This is a genomic window from Mycobacterium sp. DL592, assembly GCF_011694515.1.
Classification (GTDB): domain Bacteria; phylum Actinomycetota; class Actinomycetes; order Mycobacteriales; family Mycobacteriaceae; genus Mycobacterium.
On the sequence record NZ_CP050192.1, the window covers coordinates 714,730 to 738,898 of the forward strand.

24 protein-coding genes are annotated in these 24,169 nt (G+C 68.5%); 15 read left to right on the forward strand and 9 right to left on the reverse strand.

Features of this window, described 5'->3' with window-relative positions:
* Positions 1-7 precede the first annotated feature (7 nt).
* Positions 8-709 (reverse strand): two-component system response regulator PrrA, encoded by a 702-nt coding sequence (gene prrA, locus HBE64_RS03545; RefSeq protein ID WP_167097823.1) that lies wholly within the window; start codon positions 707-709, stop codon positions 8-10.
* Positions 710-1,017: 308 nt separating this feature from the next.
* Here prrA and HBE64_RS03550 point away from each other — a divergent pair, with 308 nt between their 5' ends.
* A complete protein-coding gene (locus HBE64_RS03550; protein WP_371744082.1) occupies positions 1,018-2,904 on the forward strand; it encodes an ABC transporter ATP-binding protein in 1,887 nt (628 codons plus the stop codon).
* Positions 2,901-4,721 (forward strand): ABC transporter ATP-binding protein, encoded by a 1,821-nt coding sequence (locus HBE64_RS03555; RefSeq protein WP_167097825.1) that lies wholly within the window; start codon positions 2,901-2,903, stop codon positions 4,719-4,721. The genes HBE64_RS03550 and HBE64_RS03555 overlap by 4 nt, the downstream gene beginning before the upstream one ends.
* Positions 4,722-4,735: 14 nt before the next feature.
* Here the strand turns inward: HBE64_RS03555 and HBE64_RS03560 are convergent, their stop codons facing one another.
* Positions 4,736-6,241, reverse strand: coding sequence for a carboxyl transferase domain-containing protein (locus HBE64_RS03560; RefSeq protein WP_167097827.1), 1,506 nt, complete (start codon positions 6,239-6,241; stop codon positions 4,736-4,738).
* Between the two features lie 34 nt (positions 6,242-6,275).
* Between HBE64_RS03560 and HBE64_RS03565 the strand changes: the two genes are divergently transcribed.
* Genes HBE64_RS03565 through HBE64_RS03590 form a run of 6 tightly spaced genes read left to right on the forward strand, consistent with a single transcriptional unit; the run spans position 6,276 to position 12,966 of the window.
* Complete coding sequence (locus HBE64_RS03565) at positions 6,276-7,007, forward strand: enoyl-CoA hydratase (RefSeq protein WP_167097829.1); 732 nt, start codon at positions 6,276-6,278, stop codon at positions 7,005-7,007.
* A 2-nt stretch (positions 7,008-7,009) separates the two neighbouring features.
* The gene (locus tag HBE64_RS03570; protein ID WP_167097831.1) at positions 7,010-8,119 is read left to right on the forward strand and encodes an MBL fold metallo-hydrolase; all 1,110 of its coding nucleotides are present in this window, start codon (positions 7,010-7,012) and stop codon (positions 8,117-8,119) included.
* A gap of 18 nt (positions 8,120-8,137) precedes the next feature.
* A complete protein-coding gene (locus HBE64_RS03575; RefSeq protein WP_167097833.1) occupies positions 8,138-9,721 on the forward strand; it encodes a serine hydrolase in 1,584 nt (527 codons plus the stop codon).
* Positions 9,722-9,749: 28 nt separating this feature from the next.
* Positions 9,750-12,155, forward strand: coding sequence for an HAD-IC family P-type ATPase (locus HBE64_RS03580; protein WP_167097836.1), 2,406 nt, complete (start codon positions 9,750-9,752; stop codon positions 12,153-12,155).
* Positions 12,156-12,195: 40 nt separating this feature from the next.
* Entirely contained in the window at positions 12,196-12,507 is a 312-nt protein-coding gene (locus HBE64_RS03585) for an antitoxin (RefSeq protein WP_167097838.1), read from the forward strand.
* Between the two features lie 12 nt (positions 12,508-12,519).
* Positions 12,520-12,966, forward strand: a complete 447-nt coding sequence (locus HBE64_RS03590) for an SRPBCC family protein (RefSeq protein ID WP_167097840.1) — start codon at positions 12,520-12,522, stop codon at positions 12,964-12,966.
* Here the strand turns inward: HBE64_RS03590 and HBE64_RS03595 are convergent.
* The gene (locus HBE64_RS03595) at positions 12,963-13,337 is read right to left on the reverse strand and encodes a hypothetical protein (protein WP_167097842.1); all 375 of its coding nucleotides are present in this window, start codon (positions 13,335-13,337) and stop codon (positions 12,963-12,965) included. The genes HBE64_RS03590 and HBE64_RS03595 overlap by 4 nt on opposite strands.
* A gap of 142 nt (positions 13,338-13,479) precedes the next feature.
* On the opposite strand from HBE64_RS03595, the gene HBE64_RS03600 reads away from it, so the two are divergent.
* The gene (locus tag HBE64_RS03600; RefSeq protein ID WP_167097844.1) at positions 13,480-13,707 is read left to right on the forward strand and encodes a three-helix bundle dimerization domain-containing protein; all 228 of its coding nucleotides are present in this window, start codon (positions 13,480-13,482) and stop codon (positions 13,705-13,707) included.
* A gap of 6 nt (positions 13,708-13,713) precedes the next feature.
* Here the strand turns inward: HBE64_RS03600 and HBE64_RS03605 are convergent, their stop codons facing one another.
* Together HBE64_RS03605 and HBE64_RS03610 are read right to left on the reverse strand one after the other, a co-directional pair.
* Positions 13,714-15,276: a GAF domain-containing sensor histidine kinase gene (locus HBE64_RS03605; protein ID WP_167097846.1), complete on the reverse strand. Its 1,563-nt coding sequence runs from the start codon at positions 15,274-15,276 to the stop codon at positions 13,714-13,716.
* Entirely contained in the window at positions 15,269-15,910 is a 642-nt protein-coding gene (locus HBE64_RS03610; protein ID WP_167097848.1) for a response regulator transcription factor, read from the reverse strand. Before HBE64_RS03610 ends, HBE64_RS03605 begins: the two co-directional genes overlap by 8 nt.
* A gap of 169 nt (positions 15,911-16,079) precedes the next feature.
* Between HBE64_RS03610 and HBE64_RS03615 the strand changes: the two genes are divergently transcribed.
* On the forward strand, positions 16,080-16,967 hold the full coding sequence (locus HBE64_RS03615; protein ID WP_167108592.1) for a universal stress protein: 888 nt from the start codon (positions 16,080-16,082) through the stop codon (positions 16,965-16,967).
* Positions 16,968-17,044: 77 nt separating this feature from the next.
* Positions 17,045-17,932 (forward strand): amidohydrolase family protein, encoded by an 888-nt coding sequence (locus HBE64_RS03620; RefSeq protein WP_305792204.1) that lies wholly within the window; start codon positions 17,045-17,047, stop codon positions 17,930-17,932.
* A 1-nt stretch (position 17,933) separates the two neighbouring features.
* On the opposite strand, the gene HBE64_RS03625 is transcribed toward HBE64_RS03620, so the two are convergent.
* Positions 17,934-19,652 (reverse strand): NAD-binding protein, encoded by a 1,719-nt coding sequence (locus HBE64_RS03625; protein ID WP_167097850.1) that lies wholly within the window; start codon positions 19,650-19,652, stop codon positions 17,934-17,936.
* 49 nt (positions 19,653-19,701) lie between these two features.
* Here HBE64_RS03625 and HBE64_RS03630 point away from each other — a divergent pair, with 49 nt between their 5' ends.
* Positions 19,702-20,439, forward strand: a complete 738-nt coding sequence (locus HBE64_RS03630; RefSeq protein ID WP_167097853.1) for a 3-keto-5-aminohexanoate cleavage protein — start codon at positions 19,702-19,704, stop codon at positions 20,437-20,439.
* Here the strand turns inward: HBE64_RS03630 and HBE64_RS03635 are convergent.
* A complete protein-coding gene (locus HBE64_RS03635; protein WP_167097855.1) occupies positions 20,429-20,866 on the reverse strand; it encodes a cupin domain-containing protein in 438 nt (145 codons plus the stop codon). The two genes, HBE64_RS03630 and HBE64_RS03635, sit on opposite strands and share 11 nt — an antisense overlap.
* A gap of 110 nt (positions 20,867-20,976) precedes the next feature.
* Here HBE64_RS03635 and HBE64_RS03640 point away from each other — a divergent pair, with 110 nt between their 5' ends.
* Together HBE64_RS03640 and HBE64_RS03645 are read left to right on the forward strand one after the other, a co-directional pair.
* On the forward strand, positions 20,977-21,408 hold the full coding sequence (locus HBE64_RS03640; protein ID WP_167097857.1) for a hypothetical protein: 432 nt from the start codon (positions 20,977-20,979) through the stop codon (positions 21,406-21,408).
* Positions 21,405-22,004 (forward strand): GNAT family N-acetyltransferase, encoded by a 600-nt coding sequence (locus HBE64_RS03645; protein WP_167097859.1) that lies wholly within the window; start codon positions 21,405-21,407, stop codon positions 22,002-22,004. The genes HBE64_RS03640 and HBE64_RS03645 overlap by 4 nt, the downstream gene beginning before the upstream one ends.
* 25 nt (positions 22,005-22,029) lie before the next feature.
* Here the strand turns inward: HBE64_RS03645 and HBE64_RS03650 are convergent, their stop codons facing one another.
* Positions 22,030-22,479 carry an Hsp20/alpha crystallin family protein gene (locus tag HBE64_RS03650; protein ID WP_167097861.1) on the reverse strand — a complete coding sequence of 150 codons (450 nt, stop codon included), beginning with the start codon at positions 22,477-22,479 and terminating at the stop codon, positions 22,030-22,032.
* Between the two features lie 185 nt (positions 22,480-22,664).
* Between HBE64_RS03650 and HBE64_RS03655 the strand changes: the two genes are divergently transcribed.
* A complete protein-coding gene (locus HBE64_RS03655) occupies positions 22,665-23,252 on the forward strand; it encodes an LpqN/LpqT family lipoprotein (RefSeq protein WP_167097863.1) in 588 nt (195 codons plus the stop codon).
* Here HBE64_RS03655 and HBE64_RS03660 read toward each other — a convergent pair.
* Positions 23,245-24,132 (reverse strand): winged helix-turn-helix transcriptional regulator, encoded by an 888-nt coding sequence (locus HBE64_RS03660; protein ID WP_167108596.1) that lies wholly within the window; start codon positions 24,130-24,132, stop codon positions 23,245-23,247. The genes HBE64_RS03655 and HBE64_RS03660 overlap by 8 nt on opposite strands.
* Positions 24,133-24,169: the final 37 nt, after the last annotated feature.

Genomic DNA, 24,169 nt, shown 5'->3' on the forward strand with positions numbered 1-24,169 from the left:
TTTCAGATCATTGGGTTCGCAGTACGAAGCCCACCCCGCGCACGGTGTGCAGCAGACGGGGCGCACCGCCGGCCTCGAGTTTGCGGCGCAGGTAGCCGATGAACACGTCGACGACGTTGGTATCGGCGGCGAAGTCGTAACCCCAGACCAGCTCAAGCAGCTGGGCCCGGCTGAGTACGGCGGTCTTGTGCTCGGCGAGCACGGCCAGAAGGTCGAACTCGCGCTTCGTCAGGTCGACGTCCACGCCGTTGACCCGGGCGCGCCGACCGGGGATGTCGACCTCGAGCGGCCCGACCTGGATGGTCTCCGAGGAGAACGTCGCGGTGGCCCCGCGCCTGCGCAGTAGTGCCTTCACGCGGGCGACCAGCTCGGCCAGCTGGAAGGGCTTGACCAGGTAGTCGTCGGCGCCGGCCTCCAGGCCGGCCACCCGGTCGTCGACCGAACTGCGGGCCGAGAGCACGCAGACCGGCACGTCGTTGTCCATGGCGCGCAGCGCGGTCACCACGCTGACGCCGTCGAGTACCGGCATGTTGATGTCGAGCACGATCGCGTCGGGGCGAGTCTCAGTGGCCGAGCGCAACGCCTCGGCGCCGTCGACGGCGGTGGACACCTCGAATCCCGAGAGTCGCAGCCCACGCTCCAGGGATGCGAGCACATCGGGGTCGTCATCGACGACGAGCACCCGCGGTGAGGCCGAACTACTGTCCATCACCTCATCTTGCCTGATGGCTGCCCGTCGGCGTGGGAGGCCGGACCCTGACACGGTGACGCGTCCGGGACCGCGGTTGACCTCAATGGTGGTTGAGGTTCTAGCGTGGCCCATGGTGCAGCCGATATCGGATTGCACGCCGTGGGATCATCGGAATCGGGGGGTCGACCGCGGCGTTGTTGCCAGACGCGCCGGGTTCAGCGGCGGTCGATGACGAGGGAGACGGACTGTTGGGCGATCTGACCCAGGAACCGGGTGCTGCGCGTCCGGCTCCGGCTATCGCCGCACCGCGTCCGCATCCTCGTGCGGTGTCCGACCTGCTGCGGCTGACTCCGTATCTGATGCCCTACCGCGCCCGCTGGATCGCGATGATCGTGGTCGCGATCACCAGCCTGGGGGCTACCGTGGCGATCCCGCTGATGACCAAGGCGGTGATTGACGGTCCGGTGCGCCACCAGGATCGGCACGGCCTGTGGGTGGTGGGGGCCGCGGCGATGGCCGTCGGGATCTCCGAAGCGGTGCTGTGGTTCGTCCGCCGGTGGCTGGTCGGCCGGGCCACGATGGGTGTGGAAGCCGACATCCGCAAGGACCTCTACGCGCGTCTGCAGATCCTGCCGATGTCGTTCCACGGGCGTTGGCAGTCAGGTCAGCTGCTGTCGCGAATGATGAACGACCTGAGCACAATTCGGCGTCTGCTGTCGTTCGGCCTGGTGTTCCTGATGCTCAACATCCTGCAGATCACCGTCGTCACCGGCATCTTGCTGGCGATGTACTGGCCGCTGGGCGTGGTCGTGCTGGTCTCGATCGTGCCGATCACCCTGATCGTGCTGCACTTCGAGCGCACCTTCACCCGACTGTCCCGGCTGGCCCAGGACCAGGCCGGCCACGTCGCCACCCACGTCGAGGAGTCGGCCCTGGGGCTGCGCGCGGTGAAGTCGTTCGGCCGTGAGGACTACGTCTACGACCGTTTCGACGAGCAGGCCGGCATGCTCTACGACACCCAGGTCCAAAAGGTCGCCGTCTCGGCGAAGTTCTGGACCATGCTCGAGGTCATCCCCAACCTCACGCTGATCGTCGTGCTGGGGTTCGGCGCCTATGCCGCCGGCCACGGACTGGTCACCCTCGGCACGCTGGTCGCGTTCATCACGATGATGCTGTCGCTGGTGTGGCCGATCGCCTCGCTGGGATTCCTGCTGTCGATGACGCAGGAGTCGATGACGGCGGCCAACCGGATCGCCGAGATCTTCGACGCACCGCGTGAGATCACCGACGGTGCCCAGGCCGACGTGCCGCGCGGGGGCCGGCTGGAACTGGTGGACGTGGGCTTCCGCTTCCCCGCGACGGCGGGGAACGATGGCCTGAGCCCTGACTCTCAAGCCTGGGCGCTGCGGCATGTCAACGTGACGGTCGAACCGGGTGAGACCCTGGCGCTGGTGGGTGCCACCGGGTCGGGTAAGTCGGTGCTGGCGGCGCTGTTGCCCCGGCTCTACGACGTCACCGAGGGCTCGATCCGCATCGACGGCACCGACGTGCGTGAGCTGCCCCTGCCGGTGCTGCGGGCGGTGGTAGCCACCGCGTTCGAGGACCCGACGCTGTTCTCGATGTCGGTGGCCGAGAACCTGCGGCTGGGGCGCCCTGACGCGACCGACGACCAACTGGCCCGGGCCATCGACATCGCGGCCGCCAAGTTCGTCTACGACCTGCCGTTCGGCCTGCAAACCCGCATCGGCGAACAGGGCATGAGCCTGTCAGGCGGTCAGCGGCAACGACTTTCGCTGGCCCGGGCGATCCTGGCCGCACCGCGGATCCTGGTGCTCGACGACACCCTGTCCGCCCTCGATGTGCACACCGAGGCCGCGGTCACCGAGGCGCTGCAGCGGGTGCTCGGTGGTGTGACGGCAGTGGTGGTGGCCCACCGCGCCTCGACTGTGCTGCTGGCCGACAAGGTTGCCCTGCTCGATCAGGGCACCATCACCCACGTCGGTACCCATGCCGAACTGCTGGCGACGGTGCCGCGGTATCGCTACCTGCTGGCCGCTGACGACGAACTCGACGACGGCTGCGAGCCGCAACCTGACTGGGAAGGCGACGACGACCGGCAGCGGCTGGGCCACGTCTACGACGAGTCGCGCGGTGAACGTGAATCCTCCCGTTTCCCAGCCGATTACGTCGCATCGGAAGGTGGCAAGCGATGACGGCCACCGAGTGGCGGGGAAAGCTCGACGAAGAGCCCGACGACCTGCCGATCGACGAGGCGGTGCCGCGCCGGCGCGAGGCCCGCGCGCTACTCGGCTCGCTGCTGCGGCCCTACCGTGCCACGGTCGGGTTGCTCGCCCTGGTGGTCATCGTGGAAAACGCTGCGCGGCTGTCGGTTCCGCTGCTCGTTCAGCGCGGCATCGACCACGCGATCCCGCCGCTGCTGGCCGGCGGCTCATCGCGCGAGCTGGTCATCGTCGTCGCGACGCTGTGCGGTGTGGTGGTGCTGCAGGCGGTGAGCCGGCTGATCTTCCTGAGCCGGTCGGGCCGCATCGGCCAGCGGGTGCTGCTGGAGGTGCGCCGCCGGGTGTTCCGGCACTTCCAGCGCCTGGACGTGGCATTCCACGACCGCTACACCTCCGGGCGGGTGGTCAGCAGGCTGACCAACGACGTCGAGGCCATCCAGGACATGCTGGAGACCGGGTTCGACAGCCTGATCACCGCTGTTCTGACATTGTTCGGCACCGCGATATTGCTTGTGGCCCTTGATGTCCGGCTCGGCTTGATGTGCCTGGCCGCCTTCCCGGTCCTGGTCGCCCTGGTGTGGTGGTTCTCGGCGGAGTCGGCGAAGACCTATCGCAAGGTGCGCGAGAGCGCGGCGTTGGTGATCGTGCAGTTCGTCGAGACAATGACCGGCATCAAGGCCGTGCAGGCCTACCGCCGAGAGCCGCGCAACCAGGAGATCTTCGACGACGTCGCCGACCAGTACCGGGAGGTCAACGAACGCACCTTCCAGCTGCTGGCGGTGTTCATGCCCGGGGTCAAACTGGTCGGCAACCTCACCACCGGGGTGGTGCTGCTCTACGGCGGCTACCGGGCGCTCAACGGTGAGATGACGATCGGCACGCTTGCGGCGTTCCTGCTGTACCTGCGGATGTTCTTCGAACCGATGCAGGAGATCTCCCAGTTCTTCAACACCTTCCAGTCGGCGTCCTCGGCGCTGGAGAAGCTCGCCGGGGTGCTGGCCGAGAAGCCCGGTATCGCCGACCCGGCCGATCCGGTGGCGCTGGACACCGTGCGCGGCGGCGTCGACCTGCGCGACGTGCAGTTCAGCTACGTCGCCGACCGTCCCGTGCTGCCGGGACTGAACCTGTCCATCCCGCCGGGACAGACCGTCGCGCTGGTGGGCACCACCGGCGCGGGCAAGACCACCATCGCCAAGCTCATCGCACGGTTCTATGACCCCACCTCGGGTTCGGTCACCCTCGACGGCGTCGATCTGCGCGACGTCTCCCAGAGCGAGCTGCGCCGCCACGTGGTGATGGTCACCCAGGAGAACTTCCTTTTCTCGGGAACCGTCGCCGACAACATCCGGTTCGGCCGGCCGTCGGCCACCGATGCGGAGGTGCGCGCCGCCGCCACGGCGGTCGGTGCGGACACCTTCATCGACGCGCTGCCCGACGGCTACGACACAGACGTCGCCAAGCGCGGGGGACGGCTGTCGGCCGGACAACGGCAGCTGATCGCGTTCGCCCGCGCGTTCCTCGCCGACCCGGCGGTGCTGATCCTCGACGAGGCGACGTCGTCGCTCGACATTCCCAGTGAGCGTCTGGTGCAGCGCGCGCTGCGTACCGTGCTGGCCGACCGGACCGCGCTGATCATCGCCCACCGGCTGTCGACCGTGGAGGTCGCCGACCGGGTGCTCGTCCTCGAGCACGGCCGCATCCTCGAGGACGGCACCCCCGCCGAGCTCATCGGTGACGGTGAGGGCCGGTACGCCGCCCTGCACCGGGCGTGGATCGAGTCGCTGGCGTAGCCCACGGCGACGGCTCAGGACAAGCCGATCCGGCGATAGCGGGCCAGCCGCGCGGCATACCGGTCGCCGGCAGGGCGCTCCCGCAGCACGTGCAGTTCCCGCGCGATCGCGGTACCCAGCCGGCGGGCGAACTCCACGGGCTCGTCGGCGGCATCGGGGTATTCCGGCACGATCTCGTCCACGATCCCGTTGCGGAGCAGATCTACCGACCGAATGCCTTGCGCCGCAGCCAGTTCCGGTGCGTGGTCGGTGTCACGGAAGACGATCGCGCTGGCGCCCTCCGGTGGCAGCGGCGCCAGCCAGCCGTGCTGGGCGGCCAGCACCCGGTCCGCGGGAACCATCGCCAGCGCGGGTCCGCCGCTGCCCTGACCGAGCAGCACCGAGACCGTCGGGGTGTCCAGCGTGACGAGATCGGACAGGCAGCGGGCGATCTCCCCGGCCAGGCCGTTCTGTTCGGCGTCGGCCGAAAGCGCCGGGCCCGCGGTGTCGATCACCAGAACCAGCGGCAGCTGCAGGCTTGCCGCCAGCGCCATGCCGCGGCGGGCTTCGGCCAAGGCGGCGGGGCCGGTCCGGTGGGCAGGAGCGAAGCGACCGGGGGATTCATCAAGTCCGCCGACTACCCGACGCTGTCCCACGACGACGGCGGGCTGGCCGCCGAAGCGGGCCAGCGCCAGCACCGTGGTGGCCGCCTCGCCGTGCGTGCCCGACAACAGCACCCGGTCGGTGGCGCCCTGACGCAGCAACCAGCTCACGCCGGGGCGGTCCGGCCGGCGGGAGGCCACGACGGAATCCCACGCGGGCACCTCCGGGACAGCCGGCGTCGGCTCGGCATCGGGTGGCGGACCGGGGGTGTCGGTGATGACGCTCAACGCGCGATCGAGGGTGGGCCGCAGCGCATCGAGCCCCACGACGCCGTCGATGACGCCATGGCGCAGCAGGTTCTCGGCGGTCTGCACGCCGGACGGGAAGGGCTCGCCATAGAGGTGCTCGTACACCCGCGGTCCCAGGAAGCCGATCAGCGCGCCGGGTTCGGCCACCGTGATGTGGCCGAGTGACCCCCACGAGGCGAACACCCCGCCGGTGGTCGGATGCCGCAGATACACCAGGTACGGCAGGTGGGCCTGCTTGTGGCGGGTGACGGCGGCGGCGATCTTGACCATCTGCAGAAAGGCGACCGTGCCCTCCTGCATCCGGGTACCGCCCGAACTCGGCGACGCCAGCAGCGGCAGTCCCTCGGCGGTGGCCCGTTCCACCGCGGCGGTGATCCGCTCGGCGGCGGCCACCCCGATCGAGCCGGCCAGGAAGTCGAACTCGCAGGCCACGACCGCAACCCTGCGCCCGAACACGGTGCCCTCACCGGTCAGCACCGACTCGTCGAGCCCGGTGGCCGCGCGCGCCCTGGCGAGCTCGGCCGCGTAGGCGTCGTCGGTGGGGACGGCCAGCGGCGCGTCGTCCCAGCTGCGGAACGACCCGGCGTCGAGCACGGCGTCACGCAGTTCGGCAGCCCCGATGCGGCTCACCAGAGCAGGTTAACGGGCCAGTAGTCTTGGTTTCATGATCGGTGTCAACCGCGTGGGGGATGTAACGACCATCGAGTTGCAGCGCCCCGAGCGGCGCAATGCGCTCAACTCCGAGCTTGGCGACGCACTGCGCGAGGCGGTGGAGAAGGCGGCGGCCGACGACGTACGGGCCATCGTGCTCACCGGGCAGGGCACGGTGTTCTGCGCCGGTGCGGACCTCTCGGGCGACGTGTTCGCCGCGGACTTCCCGGACAAGGCGATCGCACTGAACAAGGCCATCGACGCGGTACCGATCCCGGTGATCGGCGCGATCAACGGCCCGGCCATCGGCGCGGGCGTGCAGTTGGCGATGATCTGTGACCTGCGGGTGGTGGCACCGGAGGCCTACTTCCAGTTCCCGATCGCCAAATATGGCCTCGCCCTGGACAATTGGAGCGTCCGCCGGTTGAGCTCGCTCGTCGGCCACGGGCGCGCCCGCGGCATGCTGCTGGCCGCGGAGAAGCTCGACGCGCCGACCGCGTTGCTGACCGGAATGGCCAACCGGATCGGCTCCCTCGCCGACGCGCAGGCCTGGGCCGCCGAGATCGCCGGGCTGGCCCCGCTGTCGGTGCAGTGGTCCAAGCGGGTGCTCAACGACGACGGCGCCTACGAGGAGCAGGGCCCCGTGCACAAGGAGCTGTTCGACAAGGCGTGGGGGAGCAAGGACGTGATCGAGGCCCAGGTGGCGCGCATCGAGAAGCGCGCCCCCAAGTTCCAGGGGGCCTAGCCTTGTTGAAAGCAGCGCTGAAGCTGGCCGCCGGGACTGCGTCACTGGCCACCGGCGGCTGGGTCCTGCGCGCGCTGAACGACGCGCCCGCCTCACTCGGTGCCGGCCCGGGCGCTATTCGGGCCGTCGGCGACCGCTCACCGCATTACCGCGACGGGGTCTTCCACAACATCGACCCCGCCTCGCCGCTGCGCCTGGACGCCGAGGAGAACCGGCTGGTCCTGTTCGACATGCTGTCCAGCCGCGCGGCCAGCCGCCCGCAGGCCACGATCCCGCTGGTTGACCCGCCGGCGCCGCTGCCCGCCGAGCCGCTGGCCGTCAGCTGGTTCGGCCACTCCACCGCGCTGCTCGAGATCGACGGCTACCTGGTGCTCACCGACCCGATCTGGAGTGACCGGTGCTCGCCGTCGCGCAGCGTCGGCCCGCAGCGGCTGCACCCGGTGCCCGCGCCCCTGGAAGCGCTGCCCGCCCTGGACGCGGTGGTGGTCAGCCACGACCACTACGACCACCTCGACATGGACACCTGCCTGGCGCTGGCCCGCACCCAGCGGGCGCCGTTCGTGGTGCCGCTCGGCGTCGGCGCCCACCTTCGGCAGTGGGGCATCCCGGCTGAGCGGATCATCGAGCTGGACTGGAACGAGGACACCAGGATCGGCGACCTCACCCTGGTCTGCACCCCGGCGCGGCACTTCTCGGGCCGGTTCCTGACCCGCAACACCACGCTGTGGTCGTCGTGGGCGATCATCGGGCCGCGCCACCGCGCCTACTTCGGCGGCGACACCGGCTACACCCGCAGCTTCGCCGATATCGGCGCCGCTCACGGGCCGTTCGACCTGACGCTGATGCCGATCGGCGCCTACAACAAGTCCTGGCCCGACATCCACATGAACCCCGAAGAAGCCGTGCAGGCCCACCGCGACGTCACCGACGCCGGCCTGCTCGTTCCCATCCACTGGTGCACGTTCCGGCTTGCGCCGCACCCCTGGGCCGAGCCGGTCGAACGGCTGCTGGCGGCCGCCGACGGCGCCGGGGTCGACGTGGCGGTGCCGAAGCCGGGCGGTCGGGTGCTCCCCGCCACCTCGACGGCCATAGAACAGTGGTGGCGGCCCTGACGCACTACCGTGCAAGCCATGACCGCACTGGCAAGGCGTGCCGCGATCGTTGTTCTGTTGGCCACCCTCACCGCGTGCAGCAGCAGCCCCAAGTCTGAGCCCGCCACGGTGCCCTCCGACGTGCCGCCGCCGCTGGTGCCGGCGATGGCGCTGCCCGACAACGCCGTCGCTAACGCCGTCGCCAAACTCGACGGCATCGCCGCGGACCTGCTGAAGTCATCCGGCATCCCGGGACTGGCGGTCGCCGTCGTGCACGGCGGAAAGGCTGTCTACGCCAAGGGTTTCGGCGTCAAGGACGCCACCAAGCCGGCCGATGACCCGGCCAACAAGGTGGACTCGGACACCGTGTTCCAGCTGGCCTCGGTGTCCAAGCCGATCGGCGCCACCGTGGTCGCTCACCAGGTCGGACAGAAGGTGATCACCTGGGACACACCGGTGGTCGACAAGCTGCCCTGGTTTGCCCTCGCCGACCCCGCGGTCACCAAGATGGTGGCCGTCAGTGACCTGTACTCGCACCGCTCCGGCCTGCCCGACCACGCCGGTGACAAACTCGAGGACCTCGGCTACGACCGGCGCTACGTCCTCGAACGGCTGCGTGACTACCCGCTGGACCCCTTCCGAATCTCCTACGCCTACACCAACTTCGGGCTCACCGCAGCAGCCGAGGCCGTCGCGGTGGCATCGGGCAAATCCTGGGAGGACCTCTCCGACGAGGTGCTCTACCGCCCGCTGGGCATGGCGTCCACCAGCTCGCGGTTCGCCGACTTCGAGGCCCGCGGCGACAAGGCACTGGGCCACATCCGCATCGACGGCGGCTACGCACCGCGCTATCAACGCGACCCCGACCCGGAGGCGCCCGCGGGCGGCGTCAGTTCCTCGGTCAACGACCTCACGCACTGGCTGGCCATGGTGCTGGCCAACGGCACCTACAACGGCAGGCAGATCGTCGACCCGGGCGCCCTGTTGCCGGCGCTGACCCCGCAGATCGTCTCCAGCCCGCCCAGCGAGGCGGCCATGCGCTCGGGGTTCTACGGCTACGGCTTCAACGTGGGCACCACGTCGGCGGCGCGCACCCAGCTCAGCCACTCGGGGGCCTTCGAGCTCGGGGCGGGTACCAACTTCGTCATCATCCCGTCTGCCGACGTGGCGATCGTGGCGCTGACCAACGCCACCCCGTCCGGTATCCCCGAGACGCTGACGGCCGAGTTCGCCGACCTCGTCCAGTTCGGTGCGGTGCGCGAAGACTGGCGAAAGCTCTACGGCGACGCCTTCGCCCAGATGGACAAACCGGTGGGTTCGCTGGCGGGCAAGCAACCCCCGGCCAATCCCGCCCCGGCCAAACCGCTGGCCAGCTACACCGGCAGCTACGCCAACAGCTTCTGGGGCCCGGCCGTCGTGGCCGAGAAGGACGGCAAGCTCACCGTGTCGCTGGGCCCGAAACCGCAGACCTTCGAGCTTCGGCATTGGGACGGTGACGTGTTCGCCCTGAGCTTTGTCGACGAAAACTCCCCGCCCGGAAGCGTTTCCGCGGCGCGGTTCGACGGTGACAAGCTCACGTTGGAGTACTACGACGACGAGAAGATGGGGACGTGGGTCCGATGAGCCGCTTGCGCGAAGAGAGCGGGCTGCGATGAGCGTCAGCACTGCCACCGGCCTGAGCGACGCCGAGGTCGCCGCCAGGGTCGCGGAGGGAAAGACCAACGACGTCCCCAGCCGGGCGTCGCGCAGTGTCGGCGAGATCGTCCGGGCCAACGTCTTCACCCGCATCAACGCCATCCTCGGTGTGCTGCTTCTCATCGTGCTGGCCACCGGATCACTGATCAACGGACTGTTCGGGCTGCTGATCATCGCCAACAGCGGCATCGGCATCATCCAGGAACTGCGGGCCAAGAAGACGCTGGACAACCTGGCCATCGTCGGGCAGGCCAAACCCACCGTGCGCCGTCAGTCGGGCACCGCACCGCTGGCGCCGAACGAGGTGGTCCTCGACGACATCATCGAGCTCGGCCCCGGCGACCAGATCGTGGTCGACGGTGAGCTTCTCGAGGCCTCCACGCTGGAGATCGACGAGTCACTGCTGACCGGCGAGGCCGACTCGATCCCCAAAGACGTCGGGGCTGCGGTGATGTCGGGCAGCTTCGTCGTCGCGGGCACCGGCGCCTATCGGGCCACCAAGGTGGGCCGCGAGGCCTATGCCGCCCGGCTGGCCGAGGAGGCCAGCAAGTTCACCCTGGTGAAGTCCGAACTGCGCACCGGTATCAACAAGATCCTGCAGTTCATCACCTATCTGCTGTGGCCGGCCGGGCTGCTGACGATTTACACCCAGCTGTTCACCACCAATGTCGGCTGGCGCGAGTCGGTCCTGAGGATGGTGGGCGCGCTGGTGCCGATGGTGCCCGAAGGCCTGGTGCTGATGACATCGATCGCCTTCGCCGTCGGGGTGGTCCGGCTCGGGCGGCGTCAATGCCTGGTGCAGGAGTTGCCCGCCATCGAGGGGCTGGCCCGCGTCGACGTCGTCTGTGCCGACAAGACGGGCACGCTCACCGAGAACGGGATGCGCCTGTCGGATGTGACGTCGGTGACCGGCGAGGTGAAGCCGGATCTGGTCGCGAAAGTGCTTGGCGCCCTTGTGGCCGACGACCCGAAGCCCAATGCCAGCATGTTGGCGATCGGCGAGGCGTATCCCGATCCGCCGGGTTGGACCGCCACCGCCACCGCACCGTTCAAGTCCGCGACGAAGTGGAGCGGAGCCTCCTATGGGGAGCACGGCAACTGGCTGATCGGTGCACCCGACGTGCTGCTCGACCCGGACTCGCCGGCCGCCGCGCAGGCCGAGGAGATCGGTGCGCGCGGGCTCCGCGTGCTGCTGCTCGGGTCCAGCGACCTCAGCGTCGACAGCCCCGACGCACCCGGGCGGGTCACCCCCGTCGCGCTGGTGGTCCTCGAGCAGCGGGTCCGGCCCGACGCCCGCGACACCCTGGACTACTTTGCCTCCCAGCAGGTTACGGTGAAGGTGATCTCCGGAGACAACGCCGTCTCGGTGGGGGCGGTGGCCGGCTCGCTCGGCCTGCACGGCGAGACGATGGACGCCCGCGACCTGCCATCCGAGCCCGACGAGCTGGCCGACACCATGGCCGAATACACCACCTTCGGACGGGTGCGCCCCGACCAGAAGCGGGCCATGGTGCACGCGCTGCAGTCCCGCGACCACACCGTCGCGATGACCGGCGACGGGGTCAACGACGTGCTGGCGCTCAAGGACGCCGACATCGGCGTGGCGATGGGCTCGGGCAGCCCGGCGTCGCGTGCCGTCGCGCAGATCGTGTTGCTGGACAACAAGTTCGCCACCCTGCCCTATGTGGTGGGGGAGGGCAGACGGGTGATCGGCAACATCGAGCGGGTCTCCAACCTGTTCCTCACCAAGACGGTGTACTCGGTGCTGCTCGCGCTTCTCGTAGGGCTGGCGGGGTTGTCGTCCAAGCTGTTCGGCACCGATCCGCTGCTGTACCCGTTCCAGCCCATCCACGTGACCATCGCCGCCTGGTTCACCATCGGGATCCCGGCTTTCATCCTGTCGCTGGCCCCCAACAACGAACGCGCGCATACCGGGTTCGTCAAGCGGGTGATGGCCTCGGCGCTGCCGTCCGGGGTGGTGATCGGGCTCGCGACTTTCGTGTCGTATCTGATCGCCTACCGCGACAGCGCCACCACCGTCGAGCAGACCCAGGCCTCCACGGCCGCGCTGATCACCTTGCTGATCGGGGCGATGTGGGTGCTCGCCGTCGTCGCACGCCCATACCAGTGGTGGCGGGTGGCCCTGGTGGTGGTGTCCGGACTTTCGTACGTCGTGATTTTTGCCATCCCGTTGGCCCGGGAGAAGTTCATGCTCGACCCGTCGAATGTGGCGACCACCTCGACGGCGATCGCAATCGGCCTGCTTGCGGCGGGAATCATCGAGGCGTTGTGGTGGATTCAGGGCCGGTGGCTGGGGGAGTCGCGGTTCTTATGGCGCTCCCAGACGTCGATGCAACAATGACGCGGGGTGCAGTCGTGACCACAAGAAAGAAGGCCTAACCATGGGATTCCTCGACAAAGCCAAGGAAGTCCTGCACGAGAACGCCGACAAGGTTGAGGCGGCCATCGACAAGGCCGGCGACCTCATCGACGAGAAGACCCAGGGCAAGTTCAAAGAGGCTGTCGACAAGGTTCAGGAGGCTGCCAAGAGCGCCGTCGACAAGGGCCAGGAAGCTATCAAGAACGTCGGCGACAAGGCCCACGAGGCCGGCGATGCCGTCGCCGAGAAGGCCCACGAGGCCGGCGATGCCGTCGCAGACAAGGCCCACGAGGCCGGCGATGCTGTCGCAGACAAGGCTGATCCGCAGACCTAGGAGACGTAACGGGTGGCGAAACTCTCTGTATCCGTAGACGTTCCGTTACCGCCCGAGCAGGCCTGGCAGCACGCCTCGGACCTGAGCCGGTACAAGGAATGGCTGACCATTCACCGGGTGTGGCGCTCTAAGCTGCCCGAAACCCTCGACAAGGGCACCGAGGTGGAGTCCATCGTCGAGGTCAAGGGCATGCCCAACCGCGTCAAGTGGACCATCGTGCACTTCAAGCCCCCGGAGGCGATGACGCTCAACGGGATCGGGGTCGGCGGTGTCAAGGTCAAGCTGATCGGCAAGGTCCGGCCGCATGACAAGGACGCCGACACCTCGGTGGTGACCATGGACGTTCATTTGGGCGGTCCGGCGTTGTTCGGGCCGATCGGCATGCTGGTGGCCGGCGCACTGCGCAGCGACATCAAGGAGTCGCTGGACCGCTTCGTGACGGTGTTCTCGCCGTCCTAGTGGCCGGTGCGGATCACCCGGTGCGGGGTCGGATGAGGATGCACCCGGTTGACCGGGTGCCGCGCCGGGCCCGGGGCCGGTTGGTGCCGCACGGCTGCGCTGTCGAGAAACCGCTTCTCCAGTCCGGCGATGAGATCCTGGACGGCTCTACGCTCGCGTTCGGCGGTGCGGATCATGCCCCGGATCCGGCGGGCCTGGGTCTGCTCCCCGCGCCGCTGATAGCGCTCCAGCGCCGAGCCGTACGTGACGAGGTCTGCGTCGAGCTCCTGGCACTGTGCCAGCAGCATCTCCCGCAAGTGTTCGGCCTGTTGCCGATTCGCCGACTCGGAAAGGGGTTCGACGCCTGCGTCGCGGCTCCTGAGTGGGGTCACGGGCGAACTGTAACCGACCCCGTGGGCGGCTGCGCACCGGACGGGACGCGTTGGGCTACCAGCACCTTGCGTTAACGGACTAGTCACCTTTTTGTCGCCGAGATCACCTTTCGGCAGTTGCGCAATCGGTATATTCCGTTCGATGATGTCCGGCGTGGACCGTGCCGAAGAGCAACGCCATATGGAACAGGTGGTTGCGCGCCTGACCGATGAGTTTCCGTACACCCCCGACCACGTCATCGCCGAGACCGTCGAGGCCGCTCACCGCCGGTTCGAGGGGGCCCGCATCCGCGAATTCGTCCCGCTGTTCGTCGAGCGGTACTGCCGTGCTCAGTTCACTCAACAGCCCGTCGTGGAGATCTCTGCCTGACCCCGATTAGGGCAGCGGGGCTGACCACACCAGACGGGTCCCGCCGCCGGGCTGCGTGGCGATGCTGAACTGCCCGCCGCAGTCATGAGCGCGGGCCGACAGGTTGGCCAAGCCGCTGCGGGTGATGTCCTTGCTGATGCCCACACCGTCGTCGGTCACGCTGATGGTCAGGTCGTCGTCGACGGTCACCGACACCGTCGCCGACCGGGCACCGGCGTGGCGCACCACATTGGAGACGGCCTCCCGGACCACCGCCTCGGCATGGTCGGCCAGCGACCCGTCGACCACCGACAGCGGCCCGCTGATGTGCACCGCCGGGCGCACCGGCGAGTCGGCGGTCATCTGGGTGACGGCCTGCTCGATGCGCTGACGCAACCGGGTCACCGAGCCGCCGTGCAGGTCGAAGATCGCGGTCCTGATCTCCTGGACCACCTCCTGGAGGTCGTCCAGGGCGCCGGTGACCCGACGGGTGCCGTCGGCCGCGTCGGCGCTCAGCGCGCCCTGCAACGACAGTCCCACGGCGAACAGCCGCTGGATCACATGGTCGTGCAGGTCCCTGGCGATGCGGTCCCGGTCGGTGAGCACGTCGAGTTCACGCATCCGCCGCTGCGCGTTGGCCAGGTGCAGTGCCAGGCCGGCCTGCGACGCGTAGGCGCCTGCCATGTCCAGCTCGCTCTCGGTGAAGTGCCTGCCGGGCGGTGCCACGCACACCAACACGCTGGTGGCGGTATTGGGCTCGCACACCGGAAGGACCAGGGCCGACCCGCTGTCTTCGCCGATATCACGAAAATCGTTGACCCGCATGGCGATACAGTCGGAAAACGCCAGCCCCACGGTCGTCGAAGCCTTGGCGACCGTGCGACCCAGCAGGTCCGGCCTGGTCGAGTCGGTGATCACCAACTCGCCGGACTGCTCAGGTGTCACCCGGAAGCTGAACTCACTGCCCGTCAAAGCCACCGCCTTCACGGTGATCTCGCGTTGCACCTCGTCGGGATCGTGGCCGGCCAGCAGTTGGGTGCTGATGTCGCGGGTGGCCTCGATCCACATCTGCTGGGTGTTGGCGGCCTGGTAGAGCCGGGCGTTGTCGATGGCGATGCCCGCCGCCCCGGCCAGTGCCAGCACCAGGAGCTCGTCGGCTTCGGTGAAGGCGGCGCCGTCGGCCTTCTCGGTCAGGTACAGGTTGCCGAACACCTGCTCGCGGATCCGGATCGGGACGCCGAGGAAGCTGCGCATCGGCGGGTGGTTGGGGGGAAAGCCGATCGACGAGGGGTGCATCGAAAGGTCCTCGACCCGAATGACTTTCGGGCTGTTGAACAGAACACCCAGCATGCCGTGCCCGGTGGGCAGCGGTCCGATTCGCTCGGCGCTGGCCTGGTCGATTCCCTCGAAGACGAACCGCTCCAGCACCGGCTGCGGATCGGTGCCGATCACGCCGAGTGCGCCGTAGCGGGCGTTCACCAGCCCCATGGCCGTGTGGACGACGGTGTGCAGCTTGCGTTCGAGTTCCAGCCCGGAGGCCACCGCCAGCATCGCGTCGATGAGTCCGTCGCGGACGTCGGTATCAAACATCGCTGCGCCGCAGCGTCTCTGCGGCGAACAACGCAGCCTGGGTTCGTCCACTCATGCCCAGCTTGGTCAGCAGCCGCGACACGTAGTTCTTGACCGTCTTCTCGGCCAGGAACATCCGCTGGCCGATCTCCCGATTGGTCAGGCCTTCGCCGAGCAACTGCAACAGGGTGCGTTCGGTGGCCGACAGATCGCGCAACCGTTCGTCCTTCTCGGTGTCGCGGCGCAGCCGGGACATCAGGACGGCCGCAGCACGGTTGTCCAGCAACGACTTTCCCGAGCCGACCGCCTTGATCGCCTGGGCCAGTTCCATTCCGCGAATGTCCTTGACGACGTAGCCGCTGGCGCCGGCCAGGATTGCGTCGAGCATCGTCTGCTCGTCGGTGAACGAGGTCAGGATCAGGCAGCGCAACTCGTCGTTGGTGGCCAGCAGCTCCCGGCACAGGTCGATCCCGCTGCCGTCGGGCAGCCGGATATCGAGCACCGCGACATCCGGGCGTGCGGCGGGAACGCGGGCGAGGGTCTCGGTGACCGTGCCCGCCTCACCCACGACGCTGATGTCAGGGTCGCTGCCCAGGAGCTCGGCCAAGCCGCGACGCACCACCTCGTGGTCGTCGACCAGGAACACCTTGATCACACCGCAGTAGAGCCTGGAAGGGTCCCCGGCTGGTAGGGACTTTGGTCCCGAAAACACCTGACCAACGCCTTGTCAGGAGGGGTCCAACTTTACTGGCGGGCGACACCGCTGAGCTGGGATTGTCGTTAGCGAAATGGCCGGTTCGGCCGCGGCGAGCGGGGAGGACACGATGGTGCACAGCCCGTCGGCTCCCGGTGAGATCGTGGTTGGAGTGGACGGTTCGGCATCGTCGAATGCCGCGGTCCGCTGGGCCGCCGCGCAGGCCGGCCGCCGCAATGCGCCGCTTCGCCTGGTGCACATCTGCGCCGCCCCGTCGATCACCAATGTGATGCCTGCGGTGCCGACCGAGTTCGAAGAGTGGCAGGACACCCAGGCCCGCGAAGTCCTGCGCGAGGCAACCGAATTGGTGGCACAGATCGGCACCGAAACCGGACTGCCTGCGCGCATCGCCGACACCGACATCTACCACGCAGCGCCGGTTCCCACGCTGATCGATCTGTCCAAGGGCGCCGAGATGATCGTGGTGGGCAGTCGGGGAATGGGTGCGTTCCGGCGCACCCTGCTCGGGTCGGCAAGCACCGGCCTGATCCATCACGCGCACTGCCCGGTGGCAGTGATCCACGACGGCCCCACGCCGTCGCCGGAGCTTCCTGTCGTGGTCGGTGTCGACGGGTCACCGGCCTCGGTCGAGGCCACCGCACTGGCCTTCGCCGAGGCGTCGCGGGTGGGCGTCGACCTCGTCGCCGTGCACGCCTGGAGCGACGACAGCCTGTTCGCCGTGCCCGGCGTGGACTGGGCTGCGGTCGTGGTGACCGAGGAAGAGATCCTGTCCCAGCGGTTGGCCGGCATGTCCGAGGACTACCCGGACGTGACTGTTCACCGCGTGGTGGTGCGCGACCAGCCGGCGCGCTACCTGGCCGAGCAGGCCCAGAACGCACAGCTTCTGGTGGTGGGCAGCCACGGGCGCGGCGGGTTCGCCGGGATGCTGCTCGGCTCCGTCAGCACCGCGCTGGCCCACACCGTCACCACCCCCCTGATTGTCGCGCGTCGTTACTAGCACCCCACGGCGCGCGCCTTGAGCCGGCGGACGGAGTTCTCCCCCGTCCGCCGGCTCGCTCTTTCTAGACTGCGTCGGTGAGCGCCACCTACGAGTACGGCATCGACATCGACGCCGTCGACGCCGTCGACTTCCACACCCATGTCGAGATCGACGCCGCTGGCCACTGCGCCTACGACGCCGAACTGGCCGGGGCCACCGGACGCTATTTCAAGCTCGGCGACGACTACTTCTCCCGGGTCGACGACCTCGCCGAGCAGTACCGCGCCAACAACACTGCCGCGGTGGTGTTCACCGTCGACGCCCACACGGTGTCGGGGCATCGGCCCAACTCTGTCGAGGACCTCATCGAGGGGGCCGCCCGCAACAACGATGTGCTGATTCCGTTCGGCACCGTCGACCCGTGGGACGACGCCGCGGTGCCGCGGGTGCATCAGCTGATCGGCTGGGGCGTCAAGGGATTCAAGTTCCATCCCAGCCTGCAGGCCTTCGAACCCAACGACCGCCGGTTCTACCCGATCTACGAGGCGATCACCGCGGCCGGCGTGCCTGCCCTGTTCCATACCGGCCAGACCGGGCTCGGCTCGGCACTGCCGGGCGGGCACGGGATCAAGTTGCGCTACTCCGATCCGATGCTGCTCGACGACGTCGCCGCCGACTTCCCGGAGTTGACGGTGGTGATGGCGCACCCCGCGGTGCCGTGGGTCGACGCGCAGATCGCCATCGCGTCGCACAAGTCGAATGTCTACGTCGACCTGTCCGGGTGGTCACCGAAGTACTTCCCGCCGCAGCTGGTCGCCGCGATCGGCCGCCAGCTGCGCACCAAAGCCTTGTTCGGCACCGACCATCCCTACATCTCGTTGCAGCGCTGGCGGCGCGACTTCGACGCACTCGGGGTCGATGCCGAGGTCCTGCCGCTGATCCTCAAGGACAACGCGGTGCGGGTGCTGGGGCTGGCGCGATGAGTCAGCCGGTCGAGTCCGCCCGCCGGACCTTGCCGGGCTGTGACGCCCGCTGACCTTTGCGCATGGTGTCGATCAGTTCGCGGTAGGGCCCGACCAGGTAGGCGGTGTCCCCGGCGACCAGCTGGGTGTCGCGGCGCGGATGCAGTCGCAGGGGCACGCCGTCGCGCTCGATGGCGATCACTCGGGTCTGGGTGGACAGCTCGAACATTCGGATCCCGTCGAGTTCGCTGTCGGGAAGCACCCGCACCCCGCCGAGCATGAACGAGCTCTGTCCCACCGAGAAGGTGCCGAGCACGTCGAGGCCCATTGCGGCGCCGATGAACCACGGTGTGGCCAGGTCCACTGTGGAGCGGACGTAGCCGAAGCCGAACCGGTGACCCACCGCCGAGCCAAGGGCCCGGTCATAGATGCGCAACACGATCGGGACGTCCGGGCGATGCAGATCGGGCAGGGTGCGCGGACCGAGCATCTCGCGCAGCACGATGCCGGTCTCGATGTTCACCATGTCGTCCTGGGTGAGCACTGCGATCGCGCGGGCGCCATCGAGACGCGCGGCCTCCAGGGTCTGGCGCAGCGTGGCGTCGCCGAAGATCACCGGGAGCTCCAGTTCGGCCGCCGCCGCCAGGTAGCGGTTGTCCTCGTTGCGCTCGATCACCGCGACGTCGTGCCCGGCAGCCTTCAGCACGCTGGCGACCCGGATGCCGAACGACCCGAGCCCGACGATCACGACGTGGCGGTGCAGGTGCCGAATCTTCTGCCTGCTGGCCGCGTGCGACAACCGCTGGGACAGCAGCACGTCGGCGACGAAGGCCACCACGATGGCGGTGGTGGCAACCCCGGCGAACATCATCACGATGCCCCACAACCTGAGCCAGGTGGGCTGCTGGAGGAAATTGAAGTCGCCGTAGCCCACCGTCGCGATGGTTTCGGACGAGAAGTACAGCGCGTCAACCCAACTCATGCCGGGCTGGTTATAGGCGAACCGCAGCATGATGGTGGAACCCACCAACAATGCGCCCGCGACCGACAGCGCTTTGTAGAACATCGGGTGGAGGTCGTCGCGGAAGGCGCGGACCGCGTCGGCGATGCGGACCACCAGCGGTCGTTCCCGCGGCGTCGACGGGATGGGCTTGGCGATCTTGATGCCCCGCTCGGTCAGCTCGTCGGCGGTGCCGATCATGGCCGTCCAGTCGCCGGGATGCACGGGCTCGTCGCGGCCGGGGCAGGCGATCACCGCGCCGGGGTGTTCGGAGCTCTCGCCACGGATGATGGCCACTGGCGCCAGATCGCCGTACATCTCGCGCAGCGTGCCCGCCCGGCTGGCCGTCGCGCCGGAGACCACGAAGTCGACACCGGCGGCGGTGATGACGTGAGTGGTGCGCTCCAGCAGTGCCTCGACCACCGACGGGGCGGCCAGGTCTGCGATGTCGAGAACAGCGCCGGGGCCTTCGTCGTCGGACATGGCCTTGCGCAGCACGGTGTTGGCCAGCCGGGTCACCACCCGCACCCGCGGGTTGGCCTGCCGCGCCAGCAGGGCGATCTCCAAGTTCAACGCATCGTCGTCGGCGGCGCAGATGATCGCGTCGGCGGTGCCGATCCCGGCCGACTCCAGGCCATCGGGGGATTGCAGGGTGACCACGCTGAGCTCGGCATTGTTGAGCTCGTCGATGATCCGCATCGCGAGCGCATCGTCCCCGCAGACGATGGTGTGGCCGTGCATGGGGAAACGCTACTTCGGAAACCTCCGCCATGACGGGTCAAGATGGGGGATGCCCAATTCTTCGCGTCCCTACGTCAAGGCGTGTATCAACGGCGCACGCACCCCCGACCAACACCCCGGCCTTCCGGTGAGCCCGCAGCAGCTCGCCGATGCCGCGGTCGCCGCACACCGCAGCGGTGCGCAGGCGGTGCATCTGCATCCCAAGACCGCCGACGGGGTGGACTCCCTGCTGGCTGACACGGTCGGCCCGGCGGTCAGCGCAGTGCGGCAGGCGGTGCCGGGGCTCCCGTTGGGGGTGACGACGGGTTACTGGGCCCTGCCCGACGCCGAGCAGCGGCTGCGTGCGGTCCGATCCTGGGACGTGCTGCCGGACTTCGCGTCGGTGAACTGGCACGAGCCGGGTTCCGAAGAGCTCGCCGAACTCCTGCTGAGCCGGGGGCTCGGCGTCGAAGTGGGCATCTTTCACGCCGAGGCCGCGCAGGCGTGGGCGCGCTCCGAGATCGCGCCACACTGCATGCGGGTGATGATCGAGCTCGGTGCGGACGGCGACACCGAGACCGCTGACGACCTGCTGGCCCGGATCCGCCGCGCCGGTTCGCCCGCGCCGGTGCTTCTGCACGGGCTCGACGACAGCTGCTGGCCGCTGCTGCGGCATGCCGGTGTGCGCGGACTGCAGACCCGCATCGGTCTGGAGGACACCGTGCTGCTGCCTGACGGGTCGCCGGCGCCGGGCAATGCCGAACTCGTCGACGCCGCGGTGCAGATCCTCGGCGAGGTCAGGGGCTGAGCGCGAAGTCGGCGAAGTCGAAGCCAGGCACCACCACGCAGCTCACCAGCGTCGCCTCCGGATCTCGGGGCTCGGCCCGCTGCCAGTAGCCGGGCGGTACCAGCAGCTGCGGATGCTGCCCGGCCGCGATGTCTGTGCCCAGAACATGCGTTGTGGCACTGTGTTTTTCGCGCCCGAACTCCAGCAGCAGCGGGCTGCCGCGGTGGTGGAACCACAACTCAGCGCTGCGCACCGTGTGCCAGGCGGACTCCTGCCCGGGCAGCAGGACGAACAGGATCGCGGTACCGGCGCTGCGCGGGCCGGTGTAGTCGGCAGGCAGCACCGACTCGGCCAGCACCAGATCGCTGCGCCAGGTCTCCTTGAAGAAGCCGCCCTCCGGATGCGGGGCCATGTCCAGTTGCCGAACCCAGTCGGGGAGTTCCGTCATATGCCGTCCTCGGTCGATGTTCGGACCAGCTTATGGGCAGGCTCGATCTCACCGGGACGCTCGCCATGCGGATGCCCGGCGTCCTGACCGATGCGGGTTAGGGTCTGACCATGGCATCGCTACGCACCGGGTGGTCTGTGGTGTTGTGCGCGGCGGTGCTCGCAGTAAGCGCCTGGCTGCCCTGGCTGACGACCTCCGCTGCGGGCGGCGGACGGGCCAGCGCGATCGGGGGCACCGTCGGCAGCATCGCGTTGCCGCCGCGATTCGGCGCCGGTCAGCTGATCGTGCTGCTGTCCTCGATGCTGATCGTGGCCGGTGCGATGGTCGCCCGCAATCTCTCGCCGCGGCTGGCCGCCAGCGCGGCGGTGGTCATCGCCGCACTGATCGGAGTGTTGACGTGGTGGTACTACCACCTCAATGTCAGCTCGCCGGTCGCTGCCGGCTACGGCTTCTATATCGGTGCCGCGAGCGCCGCCGGCGCCCTGGCCTGTTCGGTGTGGGCATTGGTGGCAGCGCTGCTACGTGGAGGGTCGCGACGATGAGCCGCTTCGTGGAGCCGGTCACCCTGGCCGGGCCGTCCTGGGTGACGCTGGAACCCTTGGGGGACAACCACATTGACGAGATCGCCGCTGCCGCCGCCGACGGTGACGTCGGTGCGCTGTGGTTCACCGCCACGCCCTCGCCGGACACCGCCGCGACGTGGGTGGCCAAGATGCAGGCCCTGCAGCAGGCCGACGAGGGCGTCACCTACGTGGTGCGGCGCCGCGCTGACGGCCGGGTTGTCGGTTCCACCACCATGTTTCACGTCGACGCCGCAAACCGCAGGCTGGAGATCGGCCACACGTGGTACTGCGCATCGGCGCAGCGCACCGGAGTCAACACCGAGACCAAGCTGGTGCTGCTGACCCACGCGTTCGAACAGCTCGGCTGCGTGGCCGTCGAGTTCCGCACCCATTTCTTCAACCAGGCCAGCCGCGCTGCCATCGAACGTCTCGGCGCGAAGCTCGACGGCATTCTCCGCAGCCATCAGCTGCTGCCCGACGGGTCCCGGCGCGACACCGTCGTCTACTCGATCCTCGACATCGAGTGGCCCGCGGTGCGGACCAATCTGAAGTTCCGGCTCAGCCGCCACGAATGACGGCTGAGCCGGAATCTTCTGTCAGTCAGGATGATTCGACGGTAGTGGGCTCGATCGGCCTGCTGCCACCGGCATGAGCGACCTCGATGCGGCGCGGCTTGGCCCGTTCGGCCAGCGGGATCGTGACGGTCAGGACACCGTTTTCGTAGGTGGCGCTGATTCTCGTCGTGTCGATACCGTCGCCGAGGGAGAGCTGGCGGCGGTAAGTGCCGAAGAATCTCTCGCTGGCCAGCCACTGCACCGTGTCCTCCGAGCGGGCCGACCGATGGGCCGTCAGAGTCAGGGTGCCGTTGTCGACGCTGACGTCGACCGATCCGGGATCAACCCCGGGCAGGTCGGCGGTCAGGACGTAGTGGTCGTCGACCTTATAGAGATCCATGGGCATGAATCGGGGACTGCGGTCGCTTCCGGTTTGGCTGCTCAGCAAACCGCGGGTCACGGCGTCAAGGTCACTGAACGGATCGAAGCGGAGCACAGCAACTCACCTCCTGTATGTCTTCATGGAAGCCCGCCACCCTGGCGGGCAGCCATCACTGTGCTCTTCAAGATTAGCACTCGACCTTGACGAGTGCTAACACAATTTCACCGCGTGACGTGGTGCCACAGGTAGGCTGTGGCGGGTTTTCGAAGGGGAACAGATTGCGCAAAGTAGTAGGACCTGTGGCGGCCGTCCTGGTGACCGCACTGTCGATGGCGGTCGCGGGCTGCTCGGAGGACGAGAAGCCGACGGCGGCCAAGTGCGACTCGGTGTCGCTGCCGATGATCGACATCCCGACGAGGACCGACCAGGAGCCCCGGCTGCGCCTCCCGCAGCCGCAGGGTTGGGAACGCACCGAAAAGCTCGACTCCGAGACCATCCGGTACGCCCTGCGCAACCCAGGCCTGACGACCGACGGGTTCACGCCGAACGCTGTGGTCACGCTGCAGAAGGTCGGCTCCGACGTCGGCAAGCCGCAGCAGATCCTCGACGCCCAGAACCAGCAGCTGAAGGTGAAGCTGAAGGTCAAGGACATGACGTCGACGCCGGGCCAGGTCTGCGGCTCACCGGCGCAGGCCACCACCTACACCGCGCCCGCGATGGGCAAGATCCCCGCCCGCAAGGCCACCTCGCTGGCCGCGGTCTACCAGTCCGGTGACATCAATTACATCGCCACCGTCACCGTGCAGAGCATCAAGGCCGACAACCCGACGTATGCCACCGACTCGTCCGCGATCATCAAGGGATTCCAGATCATTCCGCCTAAGTGACGGCGACGCTGACCTGCGCGCCGGTCAGCCGGTTTGCGCACCGGTCGCAGGCCAGCTCACCGGTGAACGGCGAGCCGCAGTCGTGGTGGTGCAGCACCAGCGCCGGTCCCTCGGGGGCCTGGAACCACCACTGCGCCCACTGCACGGCCGCCACGAGGACCGGGAAGAAGGCGCGGCCCTTCTCGGTGAGCAGGTAGGCCGCGCGCTCTGCGCCGCCCCGCTCGGCGGGCGGGCTGCTGAACACGCCGATACCGCAGAACGTCTGCAGTCGTTCGGCCAGCAGGCTCGGCGGTGCCCCGAGCTGGGACTGGAAGTCGGTGAAACGCGTACTGCCCAGGAAGGCCGCCAGTAACAGCGCTGCAGCCCAACGGTTTCCGAGCACGCTCATGGTCTCGGGAAACATGCCGGCGTCGCGGCCGGTCGAGTCGGACTCCGATCGCCTGCGGGTGGCCGCGGCGGGTGCCGACCGCTCCCAGCTTCCGCTTGGCCCCAGCGAGAGCGTGACATCGCAGTTGCCTGCCGGCGAATGGCAGGAATCGCAGCGCAGCACGGGCGTGAACGGCTGGCCGCAGATCTGGTGATGCATGGCAGGCAGGACCTCGCGGTGTGAGGCCACCCAGTTGCGCTCCCACTCCCAGATCGACAGCAGGGCCGGCCACAACGAGCGACTGCGCGCCGTGACGAGGTACTCGGTGCGGGCCCGGGTGGAGGCGTGTTCGCGGCGCGCCAGCAGACCATCGCGGACGAGGGTCCGAAGGCGGTTGGTCAGAACAGAATTCGAGATCGGCAGCCGAGTCATGAAGTGGCTGTAACGGGTGGCGCCCAGCAGCGCCTGCTGGATGATCAGTAGGTTCCACTCGTCGCCCAGTAGCCCGAGCATCCGCCCGATGGCGTTGGTGTCGTCGGGGGCCAGCACT

Coding starts and splice junctions, on each gene's coding strand:
- HBE64_RS03635 (WP_167097855.1), bottom strand. CDS start 20,866: ATGACGGAACTCCCCGACTGGGTTCGGCAACTGGACATGGCCCCGCAT.
- prrA (WP_167097823.1), bottom strand. CDS start 709: ATGGACAGTAGTTCGGCCTCACCGCGGGTGCTCGTCGTCGATGACGAC.
- HBE64_RS03585 (WP_167097838.1), top strand. CDS start 12,196: ATGGGATTCCTCGACAAAGCCAAGGAAGTCCTGCACGAGAACGCCGAC.
- HBE64_RS03605 (WP_167097846.1), bottom strand. CDS start 15,276: ATGTTTGATACCGACGTCCGCGACGGACTCATCGACGCGATGCTGGCG.
- HBE64_RS03630 (WP_167097853.1), top strand. CDS start 19,702: ATGCCCAATTCTTCGCGTCCCTACGTCAAGGCGTGTATCAACGGCGCA.
- HBE64_RS03575 (WP_167097833.1), top strand. CDS start 8,138: ATGACCGCACTGGCAAGGCGTGCCGCGATCGTTGTTCTGTTGGCCACC.
- HBE64_RS03580 (WP_167097836.1), top strand. CDS start 9,750: ATGAGCGTCAGCACTGCCACCGGCCTGAGCGACGCCGAGGTCGCCGCC.
- HBE64_RS03615 (WP_167108592.1), top strand. CDS start 16,080: ATGGTGCACAGCCCGTCGGCTCCCGGTGAGATCGTGGTTGGAGTGGAC.
- HBE64_RS03645 (WP_167097859.1), top strand. CDS start 21,405: ATGAGCCGCTTCGTGGAGCCGGTCACCCTGGCCGGGCCGTCCTGGGTG.
- HBE64_RS03600 (WP_167097844.1), top strand. CDS start 13,480: ATGATGTCCGGCGTGGACCGTGCCGAAGAGCAACGCCATATGGAACAG.
- HBE64_RS03625 (WP_167097850.1), bottom strand. CDS start 19,652: ATGCACGGCCACACCATCGTCTGCGGGGACGATGCGCTCGCGATGCGG.
- HBE64_RS03555 (WP_167097825.1), top strand. CDS start 2,901: ATGACGGCCACCGAGTGGCGGGGAAAGCTCGACGAAGAGCCCGACGAC.
- HBE64_RS03640 (WP_167097857.1), top strand. CDS start 20,977: ATGGCATCGCTACGCACCGGGTGGTCTGTGGTGTTGTGCGCGGCGGTG.
- HBE64_RS03660 (WP_167108596.1), bottom strand. CDS start 24,132: ATGCTCGGGCTACTGGGCGACGAGTGGAACCTACTGATCATCCAGCAG.
- HBE64_RS03565 (WP_167097829.1), top strand. CDS start 6,276: ATGATCGGTGTCAACCGCGTGGGGGATGTAACGACCATCGAGTTGCAG.